The sequence below is a fragment of the Bacillota bacterium genome (assembly GCA_023511455.1).
Taxonomy (GTDB): domain Bacteria; phylum Armatimonadota; class HRBIN16; order HRBIN16; family HRBIN16; genus HRBIN16.
Genome location: JAIMBJ010000010.1, coordinates 54,997 through 74,646 on the forward strand (window position 1 = coordinate 54,997; position 19,650 = coordinate 74,646).

General features: G+C 58.6%; 14 protein-coding genes. 8 read left to right on the forward strand and 6 right to left on the reverse strand.

Annotated elements, in window-relative coordinates; translation table 11 throughout:
* Complete coding sequence (gene aroF / locus K6U75_07910) at positions 1-1,023, reverse strand: 3-deoxy-7-phosphoheptulonate synthase (GenBank protein MCL6474960.1); 1,023 nt, start codon at positions 1,021-1,023, stop codon at positions 1-3.
* Between the two features lie 1,653 nt (positions 1,024-2,676).
* On the opposite strand from aroF, the gene K6U75_07915 reads away from it, so the two are divergent.
* The 3 genes from K6U75_07915 to K6U75_07925 all read left to right on the forward strand — a co-directional run bounded on the left by K6U75_07915 (position 2,677) and on the right by K6U75_07925 (position 4,565).
* Entirely contained in the window at positions 2,677-3,318 is a 642-nt protein-coding gene (locus K6U75_07915) for a hypothetical protein (GenBank protein ID MCL6474961.1), read from the forward strand.
* Positions 3,319-3,415: 97 nt separating this feature from the next.
* On the forward strand, positions 3,416-4,129 hold the full coding sequence (locus tag K6U75_07920) for a hypothetical protein (GenBank protein ID MCL6474962.1): 714 nt from the start codon (positions 3,416-3,418) through the stop codon (positions 4,127-4,129).
* A 43-nt stretch (positions 4,130-4,172) separates the two neighbouring features.
* Complete coding sequence (locus K6U75_07925; protein ID MCL6474963.1) at positions 4,173-4,565, forward strand: hypothetical protein; 393 nt, start codon at positions 4,173-4,175, stop codon at positions 4,563-4,565.
* Here K6U75_07925 and lon read toward each other — a convergent pair.
* From lon to tig, 4 genes are read right to left on the reverse strand one after another with little or no spacing between them, the layout of a single operon-like run.
* On the reverse strand, positions 4,539-6,977 hold the full coding sequence (gene lon / locus K6U75_07930) for an endopeptidase La (protein MCL6474964.1): 2,439 nt from the start codon (positions 6,975-6,977) through the stop codon (positions 4,539-4,541). The genes K6U75_07925 and lon overlap by 27 nt on opposite strands.
* Positions 6,978-6,982: 5 nt before the next feature.
* A complete protein-coding gene (clpX, locus tag K6U75_07935; GenBank protein ID MCL6474965.1) occupies positions 6,983-8,251 on the reverse strand; it encodes an ATP-dependent Clp protease ATP-binding subunit ClpX in 1,269 nt (422 codons plus the stop codon).
* 25 nt (positions 8,252-8,276) lie between these two features.
* On the reverse strand, positions 8,277-8,888 hold the full coding sequence (locus tag K6U75_07940; GenBank protein MCL6474966.1) for an ATP-dependent Clp protease proteolytic subunit: 612 nt from the start codon (positions 8,886-8,888) through the stop codon (positions 8,277-8,279).
* Between the two features lie 3 nt (positions 8,889-8,891).
* Positions 8,892-10,211 carry a trigger factor gene (gene tig / locus K6U75_07945; GenBank protein MCL6474967.1) on the reverse strand — a complete coding sequence of 440 codons (1,320 nt, stop codon included), beginning with the start codon at positions 10,209-10,211 and terminating at the stop codon, positions 8,892-8,894.
* 324 nt (positions 10,212-10,535) lie between these two features.
* Between tig and K6U75_07950 the strand changes: the two genes are divergently transcribed.
* From K6U75_07950 to K6U75_07970, 5 genes are all read left to right on the forward strand, one after another.
* Positions 10,536-10,829: a hypothetical protein gene (locus K6U75_07950; protein ID MCL6474968.1), complete on the forward strand. Its 294-nt coding sequence runs from the start codon at positions 10,536-10,538 to the stop codon at positions 10,827-10,829.
* Positions 10,830-11,317: 488 nt separating this feature from the next.
* Complete coding sequence (nrdR, locus tag K6U75_07955) at positions 11,318-11,782, forward strand: transcriptional regulator NrdR (protein ID MCL6474969.1); 465 nt, start codon at positions 11,318-11,320, stop codon at positions 11,780-11,782.
* A 45-nt stretch (positions 11,783-11,827) separates the two neighbouring features.
* Positions 11,828-14,605 carry a vitamin B12-dependent ribonucleotide reductase gene (locus K6U75_07960; GenBank protein ID MCL6474970.1) on the forward strand — a complete coding sequence of 926 codons (2,778 nt, stop codon included), beginning with the start codon at positions 11,828-11,830 and terminating at the stop codon, positions 14,603-14,605.
* A 73-nt stretch (positions 14,606-14,678) separates the two neighbouring features.
* The gene (locus tag K6U75_07965) at positions 14,679-15,062 is read left to right on the forward strand and encodes a hypothetical protein (protein MCL6474971.1); all 384 of its coding nucleotides are present in this window, start codon (positions 14,679-14,681) and stop codon (positions 15,060-15,062) included.
* 114 nt (positions 15,063-15,176) lie between these two features.
* The gene (locus K6U75_07970; protein MCL6474972.1) at positions 15,177-15,779 is read left to right on the forward strand and encodes a DedA family protein; all 603 of its coding nucleotides are present in this window, start codon (positions 15,177-15,179) and stop codon (positions 15,777-15,779) included.
* An 88-nt stretch (positions 15,780-15,867) separates the two neighbouring features.
* Here K6U75_07970 and K6U75_07975 read toward each other — a convergent pair whose 3' ends face one another.
* Positions 15,868-19,512, reverse strand: coding sequence for a DUF6259 domain-containing protein (locus K6U75_07975; GenBank protein MCL6474973.1), 3,645 nt, complete (start codon positions 19,510-19,512; stop codon positions 15,868-15,870).
* Positions 19,513-19,650 lie beyond the last annotated feature (138 nt).

A 19,650-nucleotide genomic window follows, 5' to 3' on the forward strand; every position in this document is an offset into this window, starting at 1 on the left:
CTAGATGCTTCTTCCCACTGCAGACGCAACGGCACGCAGCCTCTGCATCATCTCTTCGAACGCCTCGAAGCGCAAGGACTGCGGTCCGTCCTTCAGCGCGCGTTCGGGCTGCGGGTGCACTTCCACTATAATGCCATCTGCGCCCGCCGCAATCGCCGCTGCCGCTATGGGGGGCACGAGACTTGCCTTGCCTGTGCCATGTGAGGGGTCCGCGATTACAGGCAGGTGCGAGATCTCCTTTGCAACGGGAATGGCGTTGATGTCGAAAGTGTTGCGGGTGTAGGTTTCAAAGGTGCGGATACCCCGCTCGCACAGGATGATATTGTAGTTGCCTCGTGAGGCGATGTACTCCGCCGCCTGCATCCACTCCTCGATCAGGGACGCCCAGCCGCGCTTGAGTAACACGGGCATATTGGTGTTGCCAATCTCCTTCAGCAGGGCGAAGTTGGTCATATTGCGCGTGCCCACCTGAAAGATGTCGGTATACTGCGCGACCAGTTCTACATCGCGCGTGTCCATTACCTCCGTGATGATGGGCAATCCCGTCTCTTCGCGTGCGGCGGCAAGCAGTTTGAGACCTTCCTCGCCCATGCCCTGAAACGAGTAGGGAGAGGTGCTGGGCTTATACGCGCCGCCGCGCAGGATGTGCGCACCCATCCGTTTGACAAATCGAGCCGTTTCCATCAGCTGCTCTTCCGACTCGATGGTGCAGGGACCTGCCATTATCGTCAGGCGATTGCCCCCGATTTGCACCCCCCTGACGTTGATGACGGTACCCTCCGGTCGGAAAGGACGCCCGACCAGCTTGTAGGGTTTGGAGATAATGATAACCTGTTCTACATAAGGCAGCGCGTAAAACTGTTCGGAAAGCGTCGCCTTCTCCGCGTCCATGACGCCGATACAGCCGATGATGGTGCGCTCGACGCCGCGCGACACGTGCGCGCCAAACCCGCGCGCCTTGATGTTCTCTGTCAGCTCTTCGATGTCTTGTTCTGTCGCATGGGGTTTCAGTACGATAATCAAGTTAGCGATACGCCTCCTTAAGCATACTGATGTAAGGACTGGTGAAGGAATTATACAGGAGTGAGGGGGGAATCGTCAACCGCTAGCCCAGCACCGGCAGGGGTGATGACGGATACACCCCCTTTCCAACCCCGTGAGGGCGAGGCTCCCACCGAGCCGTTGCAGAGCTTTTACGAGTGCGCCCGCATCCACCACAGCGCAGGAGATCGCTTTGGTCGCTGCGCTCCCTCGCAAGAACACAGGGCGCAACCTTTGGCGAGATTCGAGAAATTTTTCCCACCCCCCCGCAAAAACGGTGAGGGTGTTCGATAAATCGCCTCGCGGCTTGTTCCAGCGACTGAAGCGACACTTTCCTGTCATGCTGAGCGCAAGCGAAGCATCTCAGCACCTCAGAAGAGATTCTTCGCTTCGCTCAGAATGACAGATGATGTCGCTTTGTGTCGCCAACTCTGCGAGACTATTGCAATTGCCTGACCCCTACCACTTCTCGAACACCCTCAAAAACGCTTGACAACCATGTAGGAAGGTGCTATACTGTAGCCAGTAGCGCATCTCCCGTAGTGTGGACGAAAATTTCCAGACGGCTTTTCATCACAACACCACAAAGGAGGGTGCTCACAAAATGTTACGACGATTTGCTTGCCTGCGCACACTGGCTACTGTGTGCATCTTCAGCTTCGTTATGAAGGATAGAATACTGAATTTTGCAGTACTACGGGGGCGGGAATAAAGCTACTTCTTAAGAAATACTTAATGCACGCGTTACATGCGGCAATGTGGACTGTGCTTGCTATTTGCGTCATGGTTCCACCTCTCCAATCCCAGGCTCAAGGCAGATGGGTTAAGCATTACGAAGCACAAGGTTCCACTGTATATGACCTTTCTCCACGTCCTCCCTATGGTAACTGGCCGGTAGTGTATCACTGGAGCAACCACGGCTGGCCTCTGCCTTGGACACCCATTCTGTCCTATAGCTCAAATACAGACTTTAGCGCTCGTGCCGACGGTACGGTAACCGCAGTATGGCAGTGGCTTGACGCTAACGGCAATCCCGCACCGAACCCGCCGACAAGGGTTTACCTCACGATTACAGCTGGTGCGGGGTGGGGGCTGGGCTGGGGGCCCTTAGGAGCCTCGGCGCCCTCCTTATTTGCCCATTCTGCCGACAATGGATGGGGGGCGCCTTACCGATGGCAGTACCATCCGGGGCAATCAGCGACGGGAAATTCGTGGGGCGTGTATTTGATCCAGCGTACACCGGTGATACAAAACGGTATCGCCGAAATCCGTGTCTCTGCCACGTTGGACTCCCAGATACATGGACACTGCCCAGCAAACCAGTATGGTCAGGTTTATGCCAGTGCAAGCTTCGCCGTAGACGAGGATACTCGTGGGGCGGTGATTACCAGCACTCTGGACCCTACCTACCATCGTGAGGTTCAGGTTGTCAATGGACAGACCCAGCCTGTGCGTGTATTGAATCTACCGGATAACGTCGGTACCATGTATGGTGACACGCTAGCCCCAATTTGCTATGGCATGGATGCCCGGACAGTCGTAGACTACCGCGTCGCCCCGTTTGGGGTGTGGGGCGGTGATAGCTATTACCATTGGTATAGTTCCCTCACTGGCGCCTACGACGAGGGAACGTGGATGCCGACGCCGGTGGAGCCCTTCTCGGTAACCTACGTTGCGACAAATCTGCTTGGGTTTCCAGTGGTGGTACCTGGTAAGGTAGACCATATCCACTTGCGCCTTGTGGATAGTGCAGACAGCGCCAACCTGACGGCTAACTACTACATGCGGTTCCACGAGGTGTATGAGGATTGGTGGGAGGATGCACAATACTTGCTGACGCATCTACATCCGCGTCCTCTTGCCACCAATCCTGAGGATTGGACGTACTTGTGTCTTCTCGATAACCAGACGTTAGCAGCTCAGCAGCGGAACCTAAAACTTGAGGAGTCCGTAGTTGTTCAGGTTACAGAAACTGGTTCTGTTGGCGGTGCCGTCCCTGACGGACGGGGAGCAGAAGTATTTAAGGTTCAGACAGGTATCTCCATAGGTGTAACGAAAAGTATAACGTTCTCAAGAGAGGACCAGGTGACGGTGCCTCCCTTTAAGAGAGTTGCCGTCTTTGGTGCCATTTCATGGACTGAAAGACAAGGAACGTGCAGTAAGTGGGATGTACGGGGATACGCAGGAGATGTGCGTTGGGAAGGAATTAGCTCCTCATCAGAAAAATCAATAGGCTTCATAGAGTTGACTGTGCCCCCACCGCCTGTCCCTGACTAGGAGATGCGTGATGAGATTCTGTGTCTGCATTGCAGTTACCGTATCCATGCTTCTTTGTGCTTCTACACAAGCGCAGCTGAGATACAAAGACGTATTTATGTCCCGCTTGCGCAATGGAATTGTCGTCTTCTTGCCCGAGGAGTTACCGCAGGGCAAATCAGTAGACGGGCAGCTGCTGCGAGAGATTGCGAAGAGACATCCCGGTGATTTGCCCGTTTACACCTTGCTGGCAATGGACAACAAGGGATTTCTCAAAGTTGAGATTGCACGCTTCCATGCCGCAGTGTCTGGGCAACAAGCCAGTACTTCTGACAAAGTAAGGTACGGAATCGTGCTTTTTCTGGATTGGCTGGATACACACCCACAACCATCGGCGGTACAAGATTTTCGTGGGCTGTGGGAAGCTTTGAAGTGGCTGGAGGCGGGATATGAAGAGACTGCCTCGCCGTTTGTGGGCTACATGCTTGCCATGGCCTACAGGCAGGATGCGCCACGCATGAATCTCTGGAAGGGCAGGGATGTGCTCTCCAATACGCTGCAGAAAATGCTCTCGTCGTCACTGTGGAGGCGGATTACAGAAACGAAGGGTCCGAGTGAGCGCCCTGCGCCAGAGGAGGTAGCCGCATCTGTTCCTCCTCCCCAGCGGCGAGTCGTCAAATATCTGTTAACAGTGTATCGTCAGTGGTTGTTAACTCGGGTGTGGTTAGAGACCGCCGAGCCCGGCAAGCCGCGTGTACGCAAGCAGGTTCGTCCTACCAAAGAGGAAGAGCAACTAGCCAAATACCTGGAACAGGTCATCGCACGACTGTGAGGAGGCGCAATCTACGTAGTGGGCGTACCCCGAAGATTTCAGTTTGGCGGGCAGGCTGGTTCGCATCCGTCGGGACTACAGCGGGGGCAACGTGCAGCTGGCGTATGAGTATGGCTACGGCTTTGACGGCGGTCGTCGCTGGCGGAAGGACTACCTGAACGGGGTATGGACGCGGTATCCCTGTGGGGTAGCGTGCGGTGCTGGCGACTTGGTGGAGCAGCAGAAGCCGCTGGGGGGTGGCAGTTGGGCGACAAGTGCGCTGTATCCGCAGGGCATCTCGCTGGTGCGCCGAAACACCGGATGGCATCACTTTGACCCGTTAGGCACGGCGGGTGTGATTACGAACGGGAGCGTGCAGGTGGTGAGCGACAACTTGCAATTACTCTGTAGCGTGGCTGGCATAGGAAGGTTATTTGTCTACCAGCGCAATCTGTAGCACCTCGTCCATGTGGCGCACGAAGCGGAACTCGATATCGTTCAGCACCTGCTGAGGGATTTCGTCCATGTCGCGTCGGTTCTCTTCGGGCAGAATGACCACGCGGATGCCCGCGCGATGCGCCGCCAGTACCTTCTCCTTTACCCCACCGATGGGCAGGATGCGCCCACGCAGGGTGATTTCGCCTGTCATCGCGACGTCACGCCGGACAGGACGCCCCGTAAACGCCGACGCCAGCGCCGTGGCAATGGTGATGCCAGCGGAGGGACCGTCTTTGGGCACCGCACCCTCTGGCACGTGGATGTGGATATCCGCGTTACGGGTGAACTCGGGGTCTATCTGCAGCTGGCTGGCGCGGGAGCGGATGTAGGTGAGCGCCGCTTGTGCCGACTCTTTCATCACCTCGCCCAGCTGACCGGTGAGCAGCAGCTGCCCTTTGGTGGCGGGCAACACACTGACCTCAATAGAGACGATATCGCCGCCGAATTGCGTGACCACCAGCCCTGTTGCCGCGCCGACTTCGTCCTTTTCCTCCGCTGTTCCGTAGTGATACTTCCGTGCGCCCAGATAGGCGGGGATGTCTTCAGGCATCACCTTCTTGGATTCTATCTGCCCTTCAGCCACCGCGCGCGCCACCTTGCGGCATACGGAGGCGATTTCACGTTCCAGGTTGCGCACGCCTGCCTCACGGGTGTATTCGCGCAGAATGAGCTGTATCGCTGCGTCGGTAAACTGGCACTGTTCTGCAGTGAGACCGTGTTCCTTCAGCTGCTTCGGCACGAGGAACCCTTTGGCGATGTTCATCTTCTCGTCTTCGGTGTATCCCGGAAAGACGATGACTTCCATCCGGTCACGCAGGGCAGGGGGGATGGGGTCCAGCAGGTTGGCAGTGGTGATGAACATCACCTCGCGCAGGTTGAAGGGCACTTCCAGATAGTGGTCGGAGAAGGCGTAGTTCTGTTCGGGGTCCAGAGCCTCCAGCAGGGCGGAGGATGGGTCACCGCGAAAGTCCATGCCCAGCTTGTCTATTTCGTCCAGCATGAACACTGGGTTGCGCGAGCCTGCCTGACGGATACCCTGGATGATACGCCCGGGCAATGCGCCCACGTAGGTGCGCCGGTGGCCACGTATCTCCGCCTCGTCGCGGACACCACCCAGCGATACGCGCACGAACTTGCGTCCCAGCGCACGGGCGATGGACCTGCCGATGGAGGTTTTGCCCACGCCGGGCGGTCCCACGAAGCACAGGATGGGTCCTTTCATCGCGCTGCCTGCCAGCTTGCGCACCGCGAGAAACTCGAGGATGCGTTCCTTCACCTTTTGCAAGCCGTAGTGGTCCTCTTCCAGCACCTGCGCAGCAGCGGCGATCTCCAAATTATCTTCGGTAGCTGTGCCCCAGGGCAGCGACACCAGCCAGTCCAGATAGTTACGCACTACCACGCCCTCTGGCGCGGCAAAGGGCATCTTCTCCAGTCGCTCCAGCTCCTTGAAGGCGCGTTCCTGTACCTCTTCGGGCATGCCCGCGGCGAGGATTTTCTGGCGGAACTCTTCGATCTCGCTCGTGCGCTCGTCGCGCTCACCCAGCTCCTGCTGGATGACCTTCAGCTGTTCGCGCAGGAAGAACTCGCGCTGGGTATCGCCCATCTCCTTCTCCACGCGCGAGCGGATGGTCTTCTGCAGCTCCAGGATTTCTATCTCCTTGCGCATGATAATCACCAGCCGCTCGAGCCGCTCGCGCACGTTCGTCATTTCCAGAATCTGCTGTTTCTCTTCCACGCGAACGGGCAGATAGGGCGTGACGGTGTTGATAATGCGTTCGGGGTCGCTCTGGTTGCTGACGCTTAACAGCACTTCCGGCGGAATGTTCTTACCTGCGTTCACCAGCTGCTCGAACAGCGATATCACGATGCCCATCAGCGCCTCGATCTCGAGGTCATGCTGTTTCTGACTGGGCAGGGGCTCTACCGCCACCAGGATGAAAGGCTCGGTTTGCACGTAGCGGGTGATGCGGATGCGGTCGATGCCCTGAAGCATCAGGCGCAGGGTTCCGTCAGGCATGCGCAGCACCTGCAGCACTTCCACCACGATGCCCACGTCGTAGATATCTTCGGGTTCGGGTTCCTCGGTGATGACCTCTTTCTGCGCAGCGAGGGCGATGAGTCGGTCGCTCTCCATCGCCTCTTCCAGAGCACGCACCGAGCGTTCCCTCCCCACAAACAGGGGAAACACCATCTGAGGGAAGTACACCTGATCGCGCACCGGCACCAGAGGAAGCTGGGGAGGAATGTTCCCGCCGATACCTTCCTCTTCTTCCCACTCTGCCTTCGCGGAGCGGGTGCGCCTGCGCCGGGTGGAGCGGGTCTTCGGTGTTGCCTCCTCGGTCTCTGTTGTTGCCTTGCGTGCTCTGGGCATAGTGCTTATGATGCCTGCTTGATGTCTTCCGCACGCAGTATCTGAGGCTCTGTGCGCTCTCTCACCGTTTTTTCGTCCACCACAACCCGTTTGATGTCCTGCGAGGAGGGTACCTCGTACATAATGTTCAGCATAATCTCCTCGATAATGGCTCGCAGGGCGCGCGCGCCCGTTCCCCGTAACATGGCTTCCTGCGCAATGGCGCGCAGTGCTCCTTCGGTGAAAACCAGGTCCACGCCGTCCATCTCGAAGAACTTCTGGTACTGTTTGACCAGCGCGTTCTTCGGTTCCACCAGAATGCGCATCAGCGTTTCTTCGTCCAGCGGTTCCAGCGTGGTCACCACCGGCAGTCGCCCGATGAACTCGGGAATGAAGCCGAACTTGAGCAGGTCTTCGGGGATGACGTGCGCCAGCAATTCACCGTAGCTGAGCTTCTTCTTGCCCTCCAGCGCGGCACGGAAGCCCATCGTCTGGTTGCCCAGTCGTTGCGCGATAATCTTATCCAGACCCTCGAACGCTCCACCGCAGATAAACAGGATATTGGTGGTATCCACCTGAATGAACTCCTGTTGCGGGTGCTTGCGCCCACCCTGCGGAGGCACGTTGGCGATGGTTCCCTCCAGAATCTTCAGCAGAGCCTGCTGGACACCCTCGCCCGATACGTCGCGCGTGATGGAGGGGTTATCTGCCTTCCGGGCGATTTTGTCTATTTCATCGATGTACACGATGCCACGCTGAGCGTTGCGCACGGTTTCCTGCAGGGAGGTGCCGGTATCCGCCGCCTGCAGCAATCGGAGCAGGATGTTCTCCACGTCTTCGCCCACGTAACCTGCCTCGGTCAAGGAGGTGGCATCCGCAATCGCAAAGGGCACGTTCAGAATCTTGGCTAACGTCTGCGCCAGCAGGGTTTTGCCGCTGCCCGTGGGACCTATCAGCAGGATGTTGCTCTTTTGCAGTTCCACATCGTTGTCGCGCGAGGCGTGCTGGATGCGCTTGTAGTGGTTGTATACCGCTACCGACAGCGCACGCTTGGCGCGCTCCTGCCCCACCACATACTGGCTGAGGATGCGGTAAATCTCTTTCGGTTTGGGGACGCTGGGTAGTCCATACGATGCAGTGCGCTCGTGGCGTGCCACCTGCGACTGGATGAGTTCGTTCGCATACTGGATGCAGTCGATGCACACCCCACCGTGCATACCCTGTATCAGGCGCGGGCGAATCTTGCCGCAGAGTACACAACGCCCTTCCAAAGGTTCAAATCCTGTTCGTGCCACGGGTTCGCTCCTCTAAAAGATAGTTTTAGCGTGCGCCACGCGACAGTATCTCGTCGATGATGCCGTATTCCTTCGCTTCCTGCGCGGACATAAAGTAATCGCGCTGAGTGTCTTGCTCCACCCGTTCGATGGGCTGCCCTGTGTGGTAGGCGAGGATTTCGTTCAGCATCCGGTTATAGCGCAGCACCTCCTGCGCCTGAATATTGATGTCGATAGCCGTACCCTGAAAGCCTGCGCTCACCTGATGAATCATCACCCGCGCGTGCTCCAGGCAGTATCGCTTGCCTTTGCTACCCGCCGCGAGCAGAACCGCTGCCATCGATGCCGCCTGCCCCACACAGATGGTGGCGATTTCGCACTTGAGCACCTGCATGGTGTCGTAGATAGCCAGCCCCGCGGACACACTGCCCCCAGGCGAGTTGATATACAGTTCGATATCGCGGTTCGGATCTTCCTTCTCCAGGAAAAGCATCTCCGCGATGACCAGATTGGAGACGTGGTCGTCAATCGGTTCTCCAATGAAGATGATGCGGTCTTTGAGCAGTCGAGAGTAGATATCATAGGCGCGTTCACCCCGCGCTGTCTGCTCCACCACCATGGGTATCAGTGAGTTGTGAATGCCACGCAACCTGTTCATCTCCTACTCCTCATTATCGGTCTGCTCGCGCCGAGACTGGATGCGAAACTCCTCTTCTGTAACATCGGCAACATCCCACAGGAACTTCAGGGTTTTCTCTGTCAAACGGTCCGCCAGTGCGTCCTGTGCTTCTTCGGAAGTTTCCGCCTCCTGGAGGTCCATCTGATACTCTTCCGCAATTTGCTGGATGACCTCGGTGCGCTCTTCCTCGGTCAGTTCGATACCCTCGCGCCTGGCAATCTCCTTCAGTATCAACCCGTACAGGATGTTGGAGGCGGTTCGCTGGTACCAGTATTCGACGAACTGCGATTCGCTCATGTTGTAGCTCTGAGCGTAGTCTTCCAGCGAGTATCCCGCCCGACGCAGCCGCTCGCTGAGCGCAGCGAGCGACTCGCGAGCTTGCGATGTGATGATAATCGGCGAGATGTCCACTTTAGCCGCCTGCAGCACCGCCTGTCGCATACTGGTGCTGGATGCGTTTTGTGCGTAGCGGGTGAGCTCATCCGTCAAAGCCTGTCGTACCTGCTCATGCAGGTCTTCCATCGATTCGACACGCAGCTGCTTCAGCAGCTCTTCATCATCGGGCAGCTTCATCTCGGAGACGCCGTGCACCGTTACCTGCAGCTTGACCGTCTTACCGCGCAGCTCCGCATCCGGATCGTTGTCAGGGAACTGTACCGTCTCCTCTTTCACCTCGCCCGCTTTCATACCCATCAGCATCTTGCCCAGGGGGTGAGCCTGCATCTGTTCGGTAAGGTGTATCAGATTGCGTCGGGTGGAAAGCGGATGAGCCTCTCCCTCGATCTGCGGCACCATCGTCACGAAGACCACATCCCCCGTCTGCGCCTCACGGTCTACTCGCTCGTATCGGGTGAACTGGCGTCGGCGCGATTCTATCTCGTTGGTCACGTCCTCATCGGTAACAACCGGCTGGTAGCGGGTGACCTTCAAGCCTCGATACTCACCGAGCTCCACCTTGGGTTCCAGAGGTACCTTCAGGGAATAGAGCATCGGTTTGCCCTCTTCCAGCTGCTGCACGTCCAGCTCAGGCGGCGCGCCGTATGGCTCGACTTGCGCCTGTTCCATCGCGGTGTTCATCGTCTCTCGCAGCAGCTGTTCCAGCACGCGTTCGCGCACGTAGTCCTCGCGCAACGCCTGGCGCACCAGCCCAAGGGGAGCTTTGCCCGGGCGAAAGCCCGGCACCTCGACATATTTGCCCAGCTGCCGGTATACCCGCTCGAAAACCTGGTTGACGCGCTCCGGTTCGACCTCTACCTGCAGGGCTACCGTCTGGTTTTCCAGTGTCTGAGTCGTAACTTGCATCGTGTCTCTGTGCCTCACCGACTAATTGGGGACAAACTCTCAGCCTTTTCGCAAAAAGAAGGATACAATCCGCCCTCCAGGAGCACAGCCAAGGCGGGTTGCATCCTTCCTGCTAAGCTGAAAACTGTCGTAACTTACTTTCTTTCGTCACGGTGCTAGTGTACCATACCCGAAGGAGACTGTCAAGGTAGACAGGGGGTGTAGCTCGGTGTTTCAGTTCACTACATTGTACTGAAACTTTTTTGCCACCTGCTGGGTCGAAAACAGTACACAGGCAGTAGACTGCCTGAATCTGACGACTGGAGCGAAGGAGGGTTTACTGTTATGGAACTGGATGCGGATGTCTATTCTGCGATTGCCCATTTCGACACCGTGATGCAACAGCTGGATGTTCGCTACGCCCTAGTGGGTTCAGTGGCTCGCTATCTTTACGGGGAACCCAGGTCTTATTGCGGGGACATCGACTTTGTGGCTGACCTGAACGTCTCGCACCTCGAGCCACTATGTCAGATTTTGGATACAAAAGCCAACCAGATTTTACCCTCTCCCCTCGATATGTTGTGCGAATGGTTTTCGGAGGAGGTCCTTGAAAGCACCCGCGATCGTTGCATGTGCTAGGCGGATTACATCTGGCTCTCACATCGAGGCGAGAAGCGAACCATCTCCATTCATGTGTACATTGCCCATAACTACCCTTCACGGGGAGCTGTCTGCAACGGGCACAGCGGTACATCGTCCGTCCTACCCTAAGGACAGTCACATACCTGCCGCGCGTGGAAGACCTCTTGATTGGTGAGGTAGCTTGGTTTTTAGATCGAGACCGGAAGGAGTGGACTCAATTACGCGACAGGTGGCAACCCCTGTGTGATAGCTTCAACCTCAGTCTTGACCGCATCTTCACGCGGGCAGAACATTACCAGAAGAAGGAGGGACACATATACAAGCATGGTGGCGTACTCCCCGTACAGTGCAGGCATCAAAAAGCGGCATAATTTTTTGAAAAATCCCCTGAAAACCCCTTGACACCCCTATATGTTGTGTGATATAAATGGAGTTGCCCAATATCTGGGCAACAACCCCATTGCCGGCAAGGGGGGAATGACAACGTGAAGTGCCCATATTGCGGTCACCCCGAGGACAGGGTGCTTGACTCGCGCCCGATACGCGATGGCGAGGCCATTAAGCGACGGCGTGAATGCCTGGCGTGCGGTCGGCGCTTCACCACCTTTGAGGAGATTGAGGAGCTCAAACTGATGGTGGTGAAGAACGACGGACGGCGGGAACCGTTTGACCGCAACAAGGTATTGCGCGGGATGCAGGTCGCCTGCGAGAAGCGCCCTATCTCTATCGATGCCCTCGAGGAGATCGCCAACGACATCGAGCAGGTGCTCATCAATCGCGGAGAGCGCGAGGTGAAGTCCTCAGAGATTGGCGAGCTGGTGATGGAACGGCTCAAGCAGCTGGACCAGGTAGCGTACGTGCGCTTCGCCTCCGTATACCGCCAGTTTGAGGACGCCACGCAGTTCCGCGAGCTGGTGAACATGCTCACTCGCCAGCGGCGGCAAAAATAGCGCCGCACCGATGTTCAGCTTTGAATAAGGAGGAGTGTTTGATTCATGGAACCGACGAAGCAGCACTTCGAACTGGAGATTATCGAGGAGACCTCCCCGCCGGCAGAAGATGCGGCAGGTGTCGTTCAGGAGAAGCCTGCACCCGGCTTGCGCTTTGAGCGGTTTTTCACTCGCCCCGGCGTGCATCCTTTCGACGAGGTGCGCTGGGAGCTGCGCACCGCTTCCATTACCGGCGAGCGCGGAGAGGTGGTCTTCGAGCAGAAAGACGTGGAGGTGCCGGAGTTCTGGAGCCAGCTGGCGACCAACGTGGTGGCTTCCAAGTACTTCCGGGGTCTGCTGGGAAGCCCCCAGCGGGAACGCAGCGTCCGACAGCTCATCTCCCGTGTCGCCGACACCATCGCCGCATGGGGGCGCAAAGACGGATACTTCGCCTCCGAAGAGGACGCCGATACCTTTCACAAAGAACTCATCCACCTTTTGCTGATGCAAAAAGCTTCCTTCAACAGCCCCGTGTGGTTCAACGTGGGCGTGCCCGGAGAGCGCCCGCAAGCCAGCGCGTGCTTCATCAACTCCGTCGAGGACAGCATGGAGAGCATTCTGGACCTGGTGAAGACGGAGGGGATGCTGTTCAAGTACGGCTCGGGCACGGGCACCAACTTCTCGCGCCTGCGCTCCTCGCGCGAGCATTTGCAGGGTGGTGGCACAGCATCGGGACCTGTCTCTTTCATGCGGGGTTTCGACGCCTTCGCCGGGGTCATCAAGAGCGGTGGCAAAACGCGCCGCGCCGCCAAGATGGTCATCCTCAATGCCGACCATCCGGACATCCTCGCCTTCATCCGTAGCAAGGCGGAGGAGGAGAAGAAGGCGTGGGCGCTCATCGAAGCGGGCTATGACGGCAACTTCAACGTGCCGGGCGGCGCCTACGACAGCGTCTCCTACCAGAACGCCAACCATTCGGTGCGCGTGAGCGACGCCTTTATGGAAGCCGCCCTCAAAGGACTGCCCTGGCAGACGCGATATGTGACCACCGGCGAGGTCGCAGACACCTACAACGCGCGCGACCTGCTGCGCGAAATCGCCGAGGCGACCTGGATTTGCGGCGACCCCGGCTTGCAATATGACGACACCATCAACCGCTGGCACACCTGCAAGAACACCGACCGTATCTACGCCAGCAACCCCTGCAGCGAGTTTGTCTTTCTGGACGACACCTCCTGCAACCTCGCCAGCCTGAACCTCATGGCGTTCCGCAAGCCGGATGGCGAGTTCGACGTCGAGGCGTTCCGCCACGCGGTGCGCATCATGATTACCGCGCAGGAGATTATCGTGGATAACGCCGCCTACCCCACGCCCAAAATCACCCAGAACAGCCACGATTACCGCCCGCTGGGGCTGGGCTATGCGAACCTGGGTGCCCTGCTAATGGCGCGGGGCCTGCCTTACGACAGCGACGCCGGACGCGCCTATGCTGCAGCCATCACCGCCATCATGACCGGGGAGGCATATACCCAGTCTGCTGTCATTGCACGCGATTGCGGCGGACCCTTCCCCGGCTTCGCCCGAAACCGCGAGCCGATGCTGGAGGTCATCCGCATGCACCGCGCCCATCTGGATAAGATGGAGGCGAAAGAGACCGTGCCGCCCCAACTGTTGCGTGCCGCTTACGAGTGCTGGGATAACGCCCTTTCGCTGGGCGAGCAGTTCGGTTACCGAAACGCACAGGTGACCGTGCTCGCGCCTACCGGCACCATCGCCTTCATGATGGACTGCGATACCACCGGCGTGGAACCCGATATCGCTCTGGTGAAGTACAAGACGCTGGTGGGCGGCGGCATGATGAAGATTGTCAATCGCACCGTGCCCGAAGCGTTGCAGCGACTGGGCTACTCGCAGGAGCAGATCGAGGACATCATGGCGTACATCGAACGCACCGATACCATCGAGGGCGCGCCGCACCTCAAGCCCGAGCACCTGCCGGTGTTCGACTGCGCTTTCAAACCCGCCAACGGTCAGCGCAGCATCCACTACATGGGGCACATCAAGATGATGGGCGCGGTGCAACCCTTCCTGTCGGGCGCGATTTCCAAGACGGTGAACATGCCCAACGACGCCACGGTGGAAGACATCATGGAGGCGTTAATCGAGGCGTGGAAGCTGGGCGTGAAAGCCATCGCCATCTACCGCGACGGCTCCAAGCGTACGCAGCCGTTGAGCACCAAGAAAACCAGCGAACAGCTGGAGAAACAGCCGCAGGAGGCGCGCCCGGTGCGCCGTAAACTACCCGACGAGCGGCAGAGCATCACCCACAAGTTCAGTGTGGGTGGGCACGAGGGATACATTACCGTGGGGCTATACCCCGATGGCAAGCCGGGCGAGATTTTCATCACCATGAGCAAGGAAGGCTCGGTGGTATCGGGGCTGATGGACAGCTTCGCCACAGCCATCTCGCTCGCGCTGCAGTATGGCGTGCCGCTGGAGACGCTGGTGAACAAGTTCGCGCACATGCGCTTCGAGCCGTCGGGCGTCACCAACAACCCGCAAATTCGCTTCGCCAAGTCCATCATGGACTACATCTTCCGGTGGCTCGCGCTGAAGTTCCTCCCGCCAGAGCAACAGCCGGCGAGCGAGGTAACGTCAATTGAAAACCACACCGGTCTTGCCGAAAAAGTGTCGGAGCCTGCACGAACCTTGCGCGCCGCCGAACAGCTGGTTTTCCAGCTTCAGGCGGATGCGCCTCCCTGCCCGGAATGTGGCTCCATTATGGTGCGTAATGGCGCGTGTTACAAGTGCCTGAACTGTGGCGCAACTTCGGGATGCTCTTAATAACCGGGCTGCCACATTGGTTGCGAGGGTGGCGGCACCCTCGCAACCCCTTTTTCCTTTCAGGAGGTAGCTGATGTTTCGGGTGATTGGAGTGGAAACGGGGGACCATCCGCGCAGAGAGTTTGTGGTCATCCGCAATCAGTCTCTGCGTTATGAGAACCTGCGCGGCTGGGCGGTGACCGACGAGAGCTACTTCTGCGCCGACCCACGCACGCTGGCAGACCGCCTCTACATCTTTCGCGAGGAGCTGATGGTGGAGCCGGGCGCATACGTGGCGCTTTGCACCGGCGTGGGAGAGAACCACTGGGCACGCGCCGCGGATGGCAGAGATGTCTATGTGGTCTACTGGGGCAGAGAAAGGTGCATCTGGCGCGATAGCCAGCGCGTGATGTTGATTCAGGTGGCGCATGTCGCGCCTTCCACCGTCATGCCCCGACAGACCCCATCCCCTCGGTAAGCCTGCCTCTCGCTGTAAAGGTTGCCAGGCAGCACCTCTGCGGCTGCGTTTACCTCTACACCTGTAGACACCTCGCCCGTTACCGCCTATAATTACAGAGGGAGGTTTTTAGCCATGCACAGTTTGTTCCAGTGGGCAATGGGGATGGTTGAAGCCTATGGGCTCACCGGTCTGTTCGTGGTGGCTTTTATCGAGTCGTCCTTTTTTCCAGTTCCACCCGACGTGCTGATGATTGGTCTGGTGTTAACGCCTAACGCGCCTTCCACATCGCTGGTGGCAACGGTCTGCACGGTGGGTAGCGTGCTGGGCGCAGTGCTGGGATGGGTTATCGGCGCATACGGCGGTTATCCGCTGGTGCACCGCTGGTTTGGGGAAGAAAAGGTGCAACGGGTAGAGCAGCTGTATAACCGCTACGGGGTGTATGCGGTTTTCATCGCAGCATTTACCCCTATTCCCTACAAGGTGTTCACCATTGCCAGTGGGGTGTTTCGTTTCAACATCGTGGCGATGATGCTGGCGAGCGTGGTGGGCAGGGGCATGCGCTTCTTCCTAGTGGCGTATCTGGCGCAGTGGTTCGGCAGGGAAGTGCTGAAGCGTCTGGACGTGGCGATGGTGGTGCTTTTGCTTGCTGTGGCAGCAGGAGGGCTGGGCTACGCCTACTGGAGGAACCGCCGGCAGGCGGCTCGCGGTGTGGAACAACAGGATATGTCCCTCTGAAAACCCTCGGTGCTGTTGCTGCAAGCGAAATAACCCTGCAGAAACCCTCCACGTTGCCTGGCGGGAGCGTGCGCGCCCCGCCGGGTTTTTACCTTACCTGCACCACGCAGCCCACTCCGTGCGGTGGCAAACTCAGCTCCAGTATGGCTTTGCCTCCTGAAATAGCTGGCTGTAGCGGCTTGCCGTTCCATGCATCCAGATAGCGTGCACCCGGCACATGGGGTACCGCTATCACTTTCCCCTTCACACTGCGCCAGCTGGCGTTGTAAAGCGTCCAGACGTTCTTACGCCCGTCGGCAGAGGTAAAGCGGTTCGCAAACACACCATCCTGCAGGGTGGGCACCAGCGGTTCGCAGCGGTCACCGGCGAAGGCGTCGGCGTGCTCGCGCAGGATACGGATACACCTGCGCAGGGTCGCCAGCGTTTCGGGAGTGAACCATGTATCAGGGTCACCTTGCAGCCAGTAGCCGTCGCCGTTGAAGAACACCTGCAGCACCGCCTCCTCGTTGCTGCCAGTCGGGTAGTCGCAGACCACAATCTGGAACACCTTGAAGTCGGGAAAGGCGAATCTCGACAGACGCAGCGGCATGGGTGTCCAGTTTCGGGCGACGGTCTGGTAATAGTTAATGGCGTAGTCGAAACTGCCGTCCTGCAGGATGGTATGGATATCCGGCGGGAAGTTCTCCGTGTAAAGTACCGTTTCGGGGTCCAACACCTCGCGGAGGCTACGGGTCATTTTCCCCTCGGCGGGCAAAAGGTGCCAGCCCACGGGATGCTCGTGTCCCTGCGCGAAGCAGTCACGATCGCCGAAACCGAACTCGTCGATGTAAAAACCCATGGCGCCTGTCTGCGCACTGACGCGCCGGTAGGTCTGTGTCAGATATCGTCGCCAGCCCTCTGCTCCGGGACACATGAAGAATTCTGACGACTGCGGCGCCCAGCGAAGCACCTGTCCTTCACGCCCACGCCAGCCCCACTCCTGCAGATGCGCTTGAGCCACTTTCGACCGCTCGTCCACCAGATAGCCCTCGATGTACAGTCCCACCGGTACGCCCTGTGCCTGTGTTGCCTGCACTGCCTGCCGAAAAGCATCCGCCGAGGAAAGGGGATTCCCCCACGGGTCGTAGTCTCCCACTCGTCCCAGAGGAGTCGTTCCCCAGTCGAAGATATGCAAATAGTCACAGGCACCGAAAGCCTTCCGCGCCAGTGCGATGCGCTCCTCGAAATGATAGGTCTGGCTGCCGGGGTCGTACAGCCCCTCGGCTATATAGTCCTGCCGGAAAGCAAAAGCTTTTCGGAACCACTGCTTGCGGGGTGCGAGGGGACGATACCATGTCTCTACCCACTTCCGGTAGTGTGCGAAAGTCTCCCTCCAGTCGCCCGGATGCGCAAACAATTCTATCTGCAGCTCTTTACCTTCGCCGGGCTGAAGCGGGTCGCAACGCCACTCGGTGGATACAGTGGTTACCGTGCCCCGACGTAACAGGTGCAGGTAGCGGTCGGTACCCGTCAGGTCGGTCATCAGCACGCCGACGCCGGCACCCAGCTGGTGGTTGCTCAGGTCCAGCATTTGCAGGGGCATGGTACCGCTGTAGCGAAACCGCCAGTCGCCATCGCGGTCGCTGATGAGCAGGGTGCGCAGAGGATAGGCGTATACATCTCCATCGCCGATGCGGAACGTCCATCCGTACGGCAGAGAGACAATCCAGCGATGAGAGCTATCCCTGCGGTTCAGGATGGTTGCTGTGAGCCGCAGGCGGCTTTCGTCGTCCATCTGCATTTGCAGGATCACAACCGGTAAATCTTTGCCTGCGGGAACGCACTCGAACCGCACGGTCCCGGATTGCGCAGAGGTGTTTGCAGCCCGGTAGTCCAGGCTGGTTACCGACATCGTACCATCCCAGGAGCGCAACGCGAACAGGGGTACCGGTTGCGTCAGGATGTTGCGTCGGATGGGCAGCAGGGAAAACTCTCTCAGCCGGATGCCCTGTACGGTATCTATCTGCAGTCGGACGTTCGCGTTTTGTAGAATGAACCCTCCGTTTGTGCTTTTGACCTCTACACGAGACGGCGGATTCCATGTTCCGCGACGCCCGCTCACGGGCACTGCAGACGTCCACAGGGCGGGGTCAAAACGCCGTTTGCCCGTGTTCAGGGTAACCGCGCATAGCCCAAACTCTCCAAGGCGCATTCGGTCGCGCAGCCGAACCTCCCGCAGGACTCTGTTTGCCGGCACCACATACACATTAATGCCTGCTATCACCTCATGCCGCCCGGTTGCGACTCGCAGGGGGAACACCTCTTCCGTCGTGCCATCCGCATACAGCAGCTGCACCACAAAACGATGTGGATGTTGCACGCGATAGAGTGTGCCCCCACCGTAGGCGGGTTCCTCCCATCGAGGAAAGTCGGCGGCAAGCAGGAAGTATATCTCGCCCGGCACCTGTCGTTGCAGGGCAGAGGGCAATGGCACAGAGATAACGCCGGTCTCACCTGCTATCGACACCACGTTGCGCTCGCCAGTAGCTACCCGGAAGGGCACGCCCGCGGCGACCACCAGCTGGTTCCGAAACCGATAGCTGCTCAGGGGCAATCCCGAAGCCACCTGTTTCAGGCTGAAGTTATAGCGTGCGCTCACGTCTACCGGCAAGAACTTTCCTGCAGCTGCGGAACGTGGCTCGGGCAGGTCGTCTTCGGGGGAGAGCAGCTGTTCCCGTGGCTGTGAAGCAAACCGGATGGAGCGTATCACCACCTCTGCGTTGGGTTCGCTTGCCTGCACCTGAATAGCCAGTGTGGATAACCCTTCCCTGGTCGCCTCCGGTACGCGCGCCACCAGCGTGCGCCATTTGCCCAGAGAGACCACCTCGTTGAGCCGCAGCGGTGTATACTGCTCTTGCGGAAGGCTGGGTTGCTCGGGTGCCATATAGAGGAAGTAGTCGCTGCTGCTGGCAACGCCTCTGGCGCGGTATTGCACTATCACGTATGGCGTCTCGTGCAGCTGCAGGGGAGTCTGCAAATTCAGACTCCATTTCATGCCTCGTCCCGCTTCTGGCACACGCAGGTGCACCCCGTCAGCTCCCGCCACCACCGAAGCCTGCGCGGAGGGATTGCCCAGCCAGTCAGGTTGCGCTCGCAGACGCCCCAAATCCGACAGAGGCAACACCTGCTCGCGGTACGGCTGGGCTGATTCCTGCTTCGCGGGCGTGCCCTCTGGCGGCGTGTCACGAAACGAGATGTCGGCGACCACTACCTCTGCGTTTGGCTCTGCCGCCTGCACCTGCAGGGCGATATGTTTCAAGTAGGGGCGGATCTGCTGCTGGAGCAGGTCAACCGTTGCCCAGTGCCATTCTCCATCGACACGCAGGTCGGAGAGGCGAAGCAGATAGCGCGACGTTTCGGGGAGGTCACTGCTGTCGTTGAGATAGAGAAAGTAATCGCCCGGATTCGGGTAGATTCCGCGTGCCCGGTAGCGTACTGCCAGGTAGCGAAATCGCTGTGTGTTCACCCAGTGCGCAGGGCATAACCACTTCATTCCCTTGCCCTCCTCGGGCACCACAAAGCGCAAGCCTTCTCGTGTGGGTTGCACCAGGGCGTTTTGCGATGGATTGCCCAGCCAGCCCGGCATGGGTCGCCAAAGGGCGGGTTGACCTGCATCCACTCGCCAGCCGACTTGTCCATGCGCAGTGGCTGTTAGCACCAGCAGTACCGTCACTATCTTCACAATCTTTCCCATTCACTTCCACCTGCCGTGCCCGGTATTCCCCGAGGTTTTCGCCAACTCACCAACCCGGTTCGCAGAGGTGCTCGGGGTGGGAGTGATTGTTCTCATCAGGAGGCTCACCGTGCAGATTCCTGTTGCGGCAGAGCATAT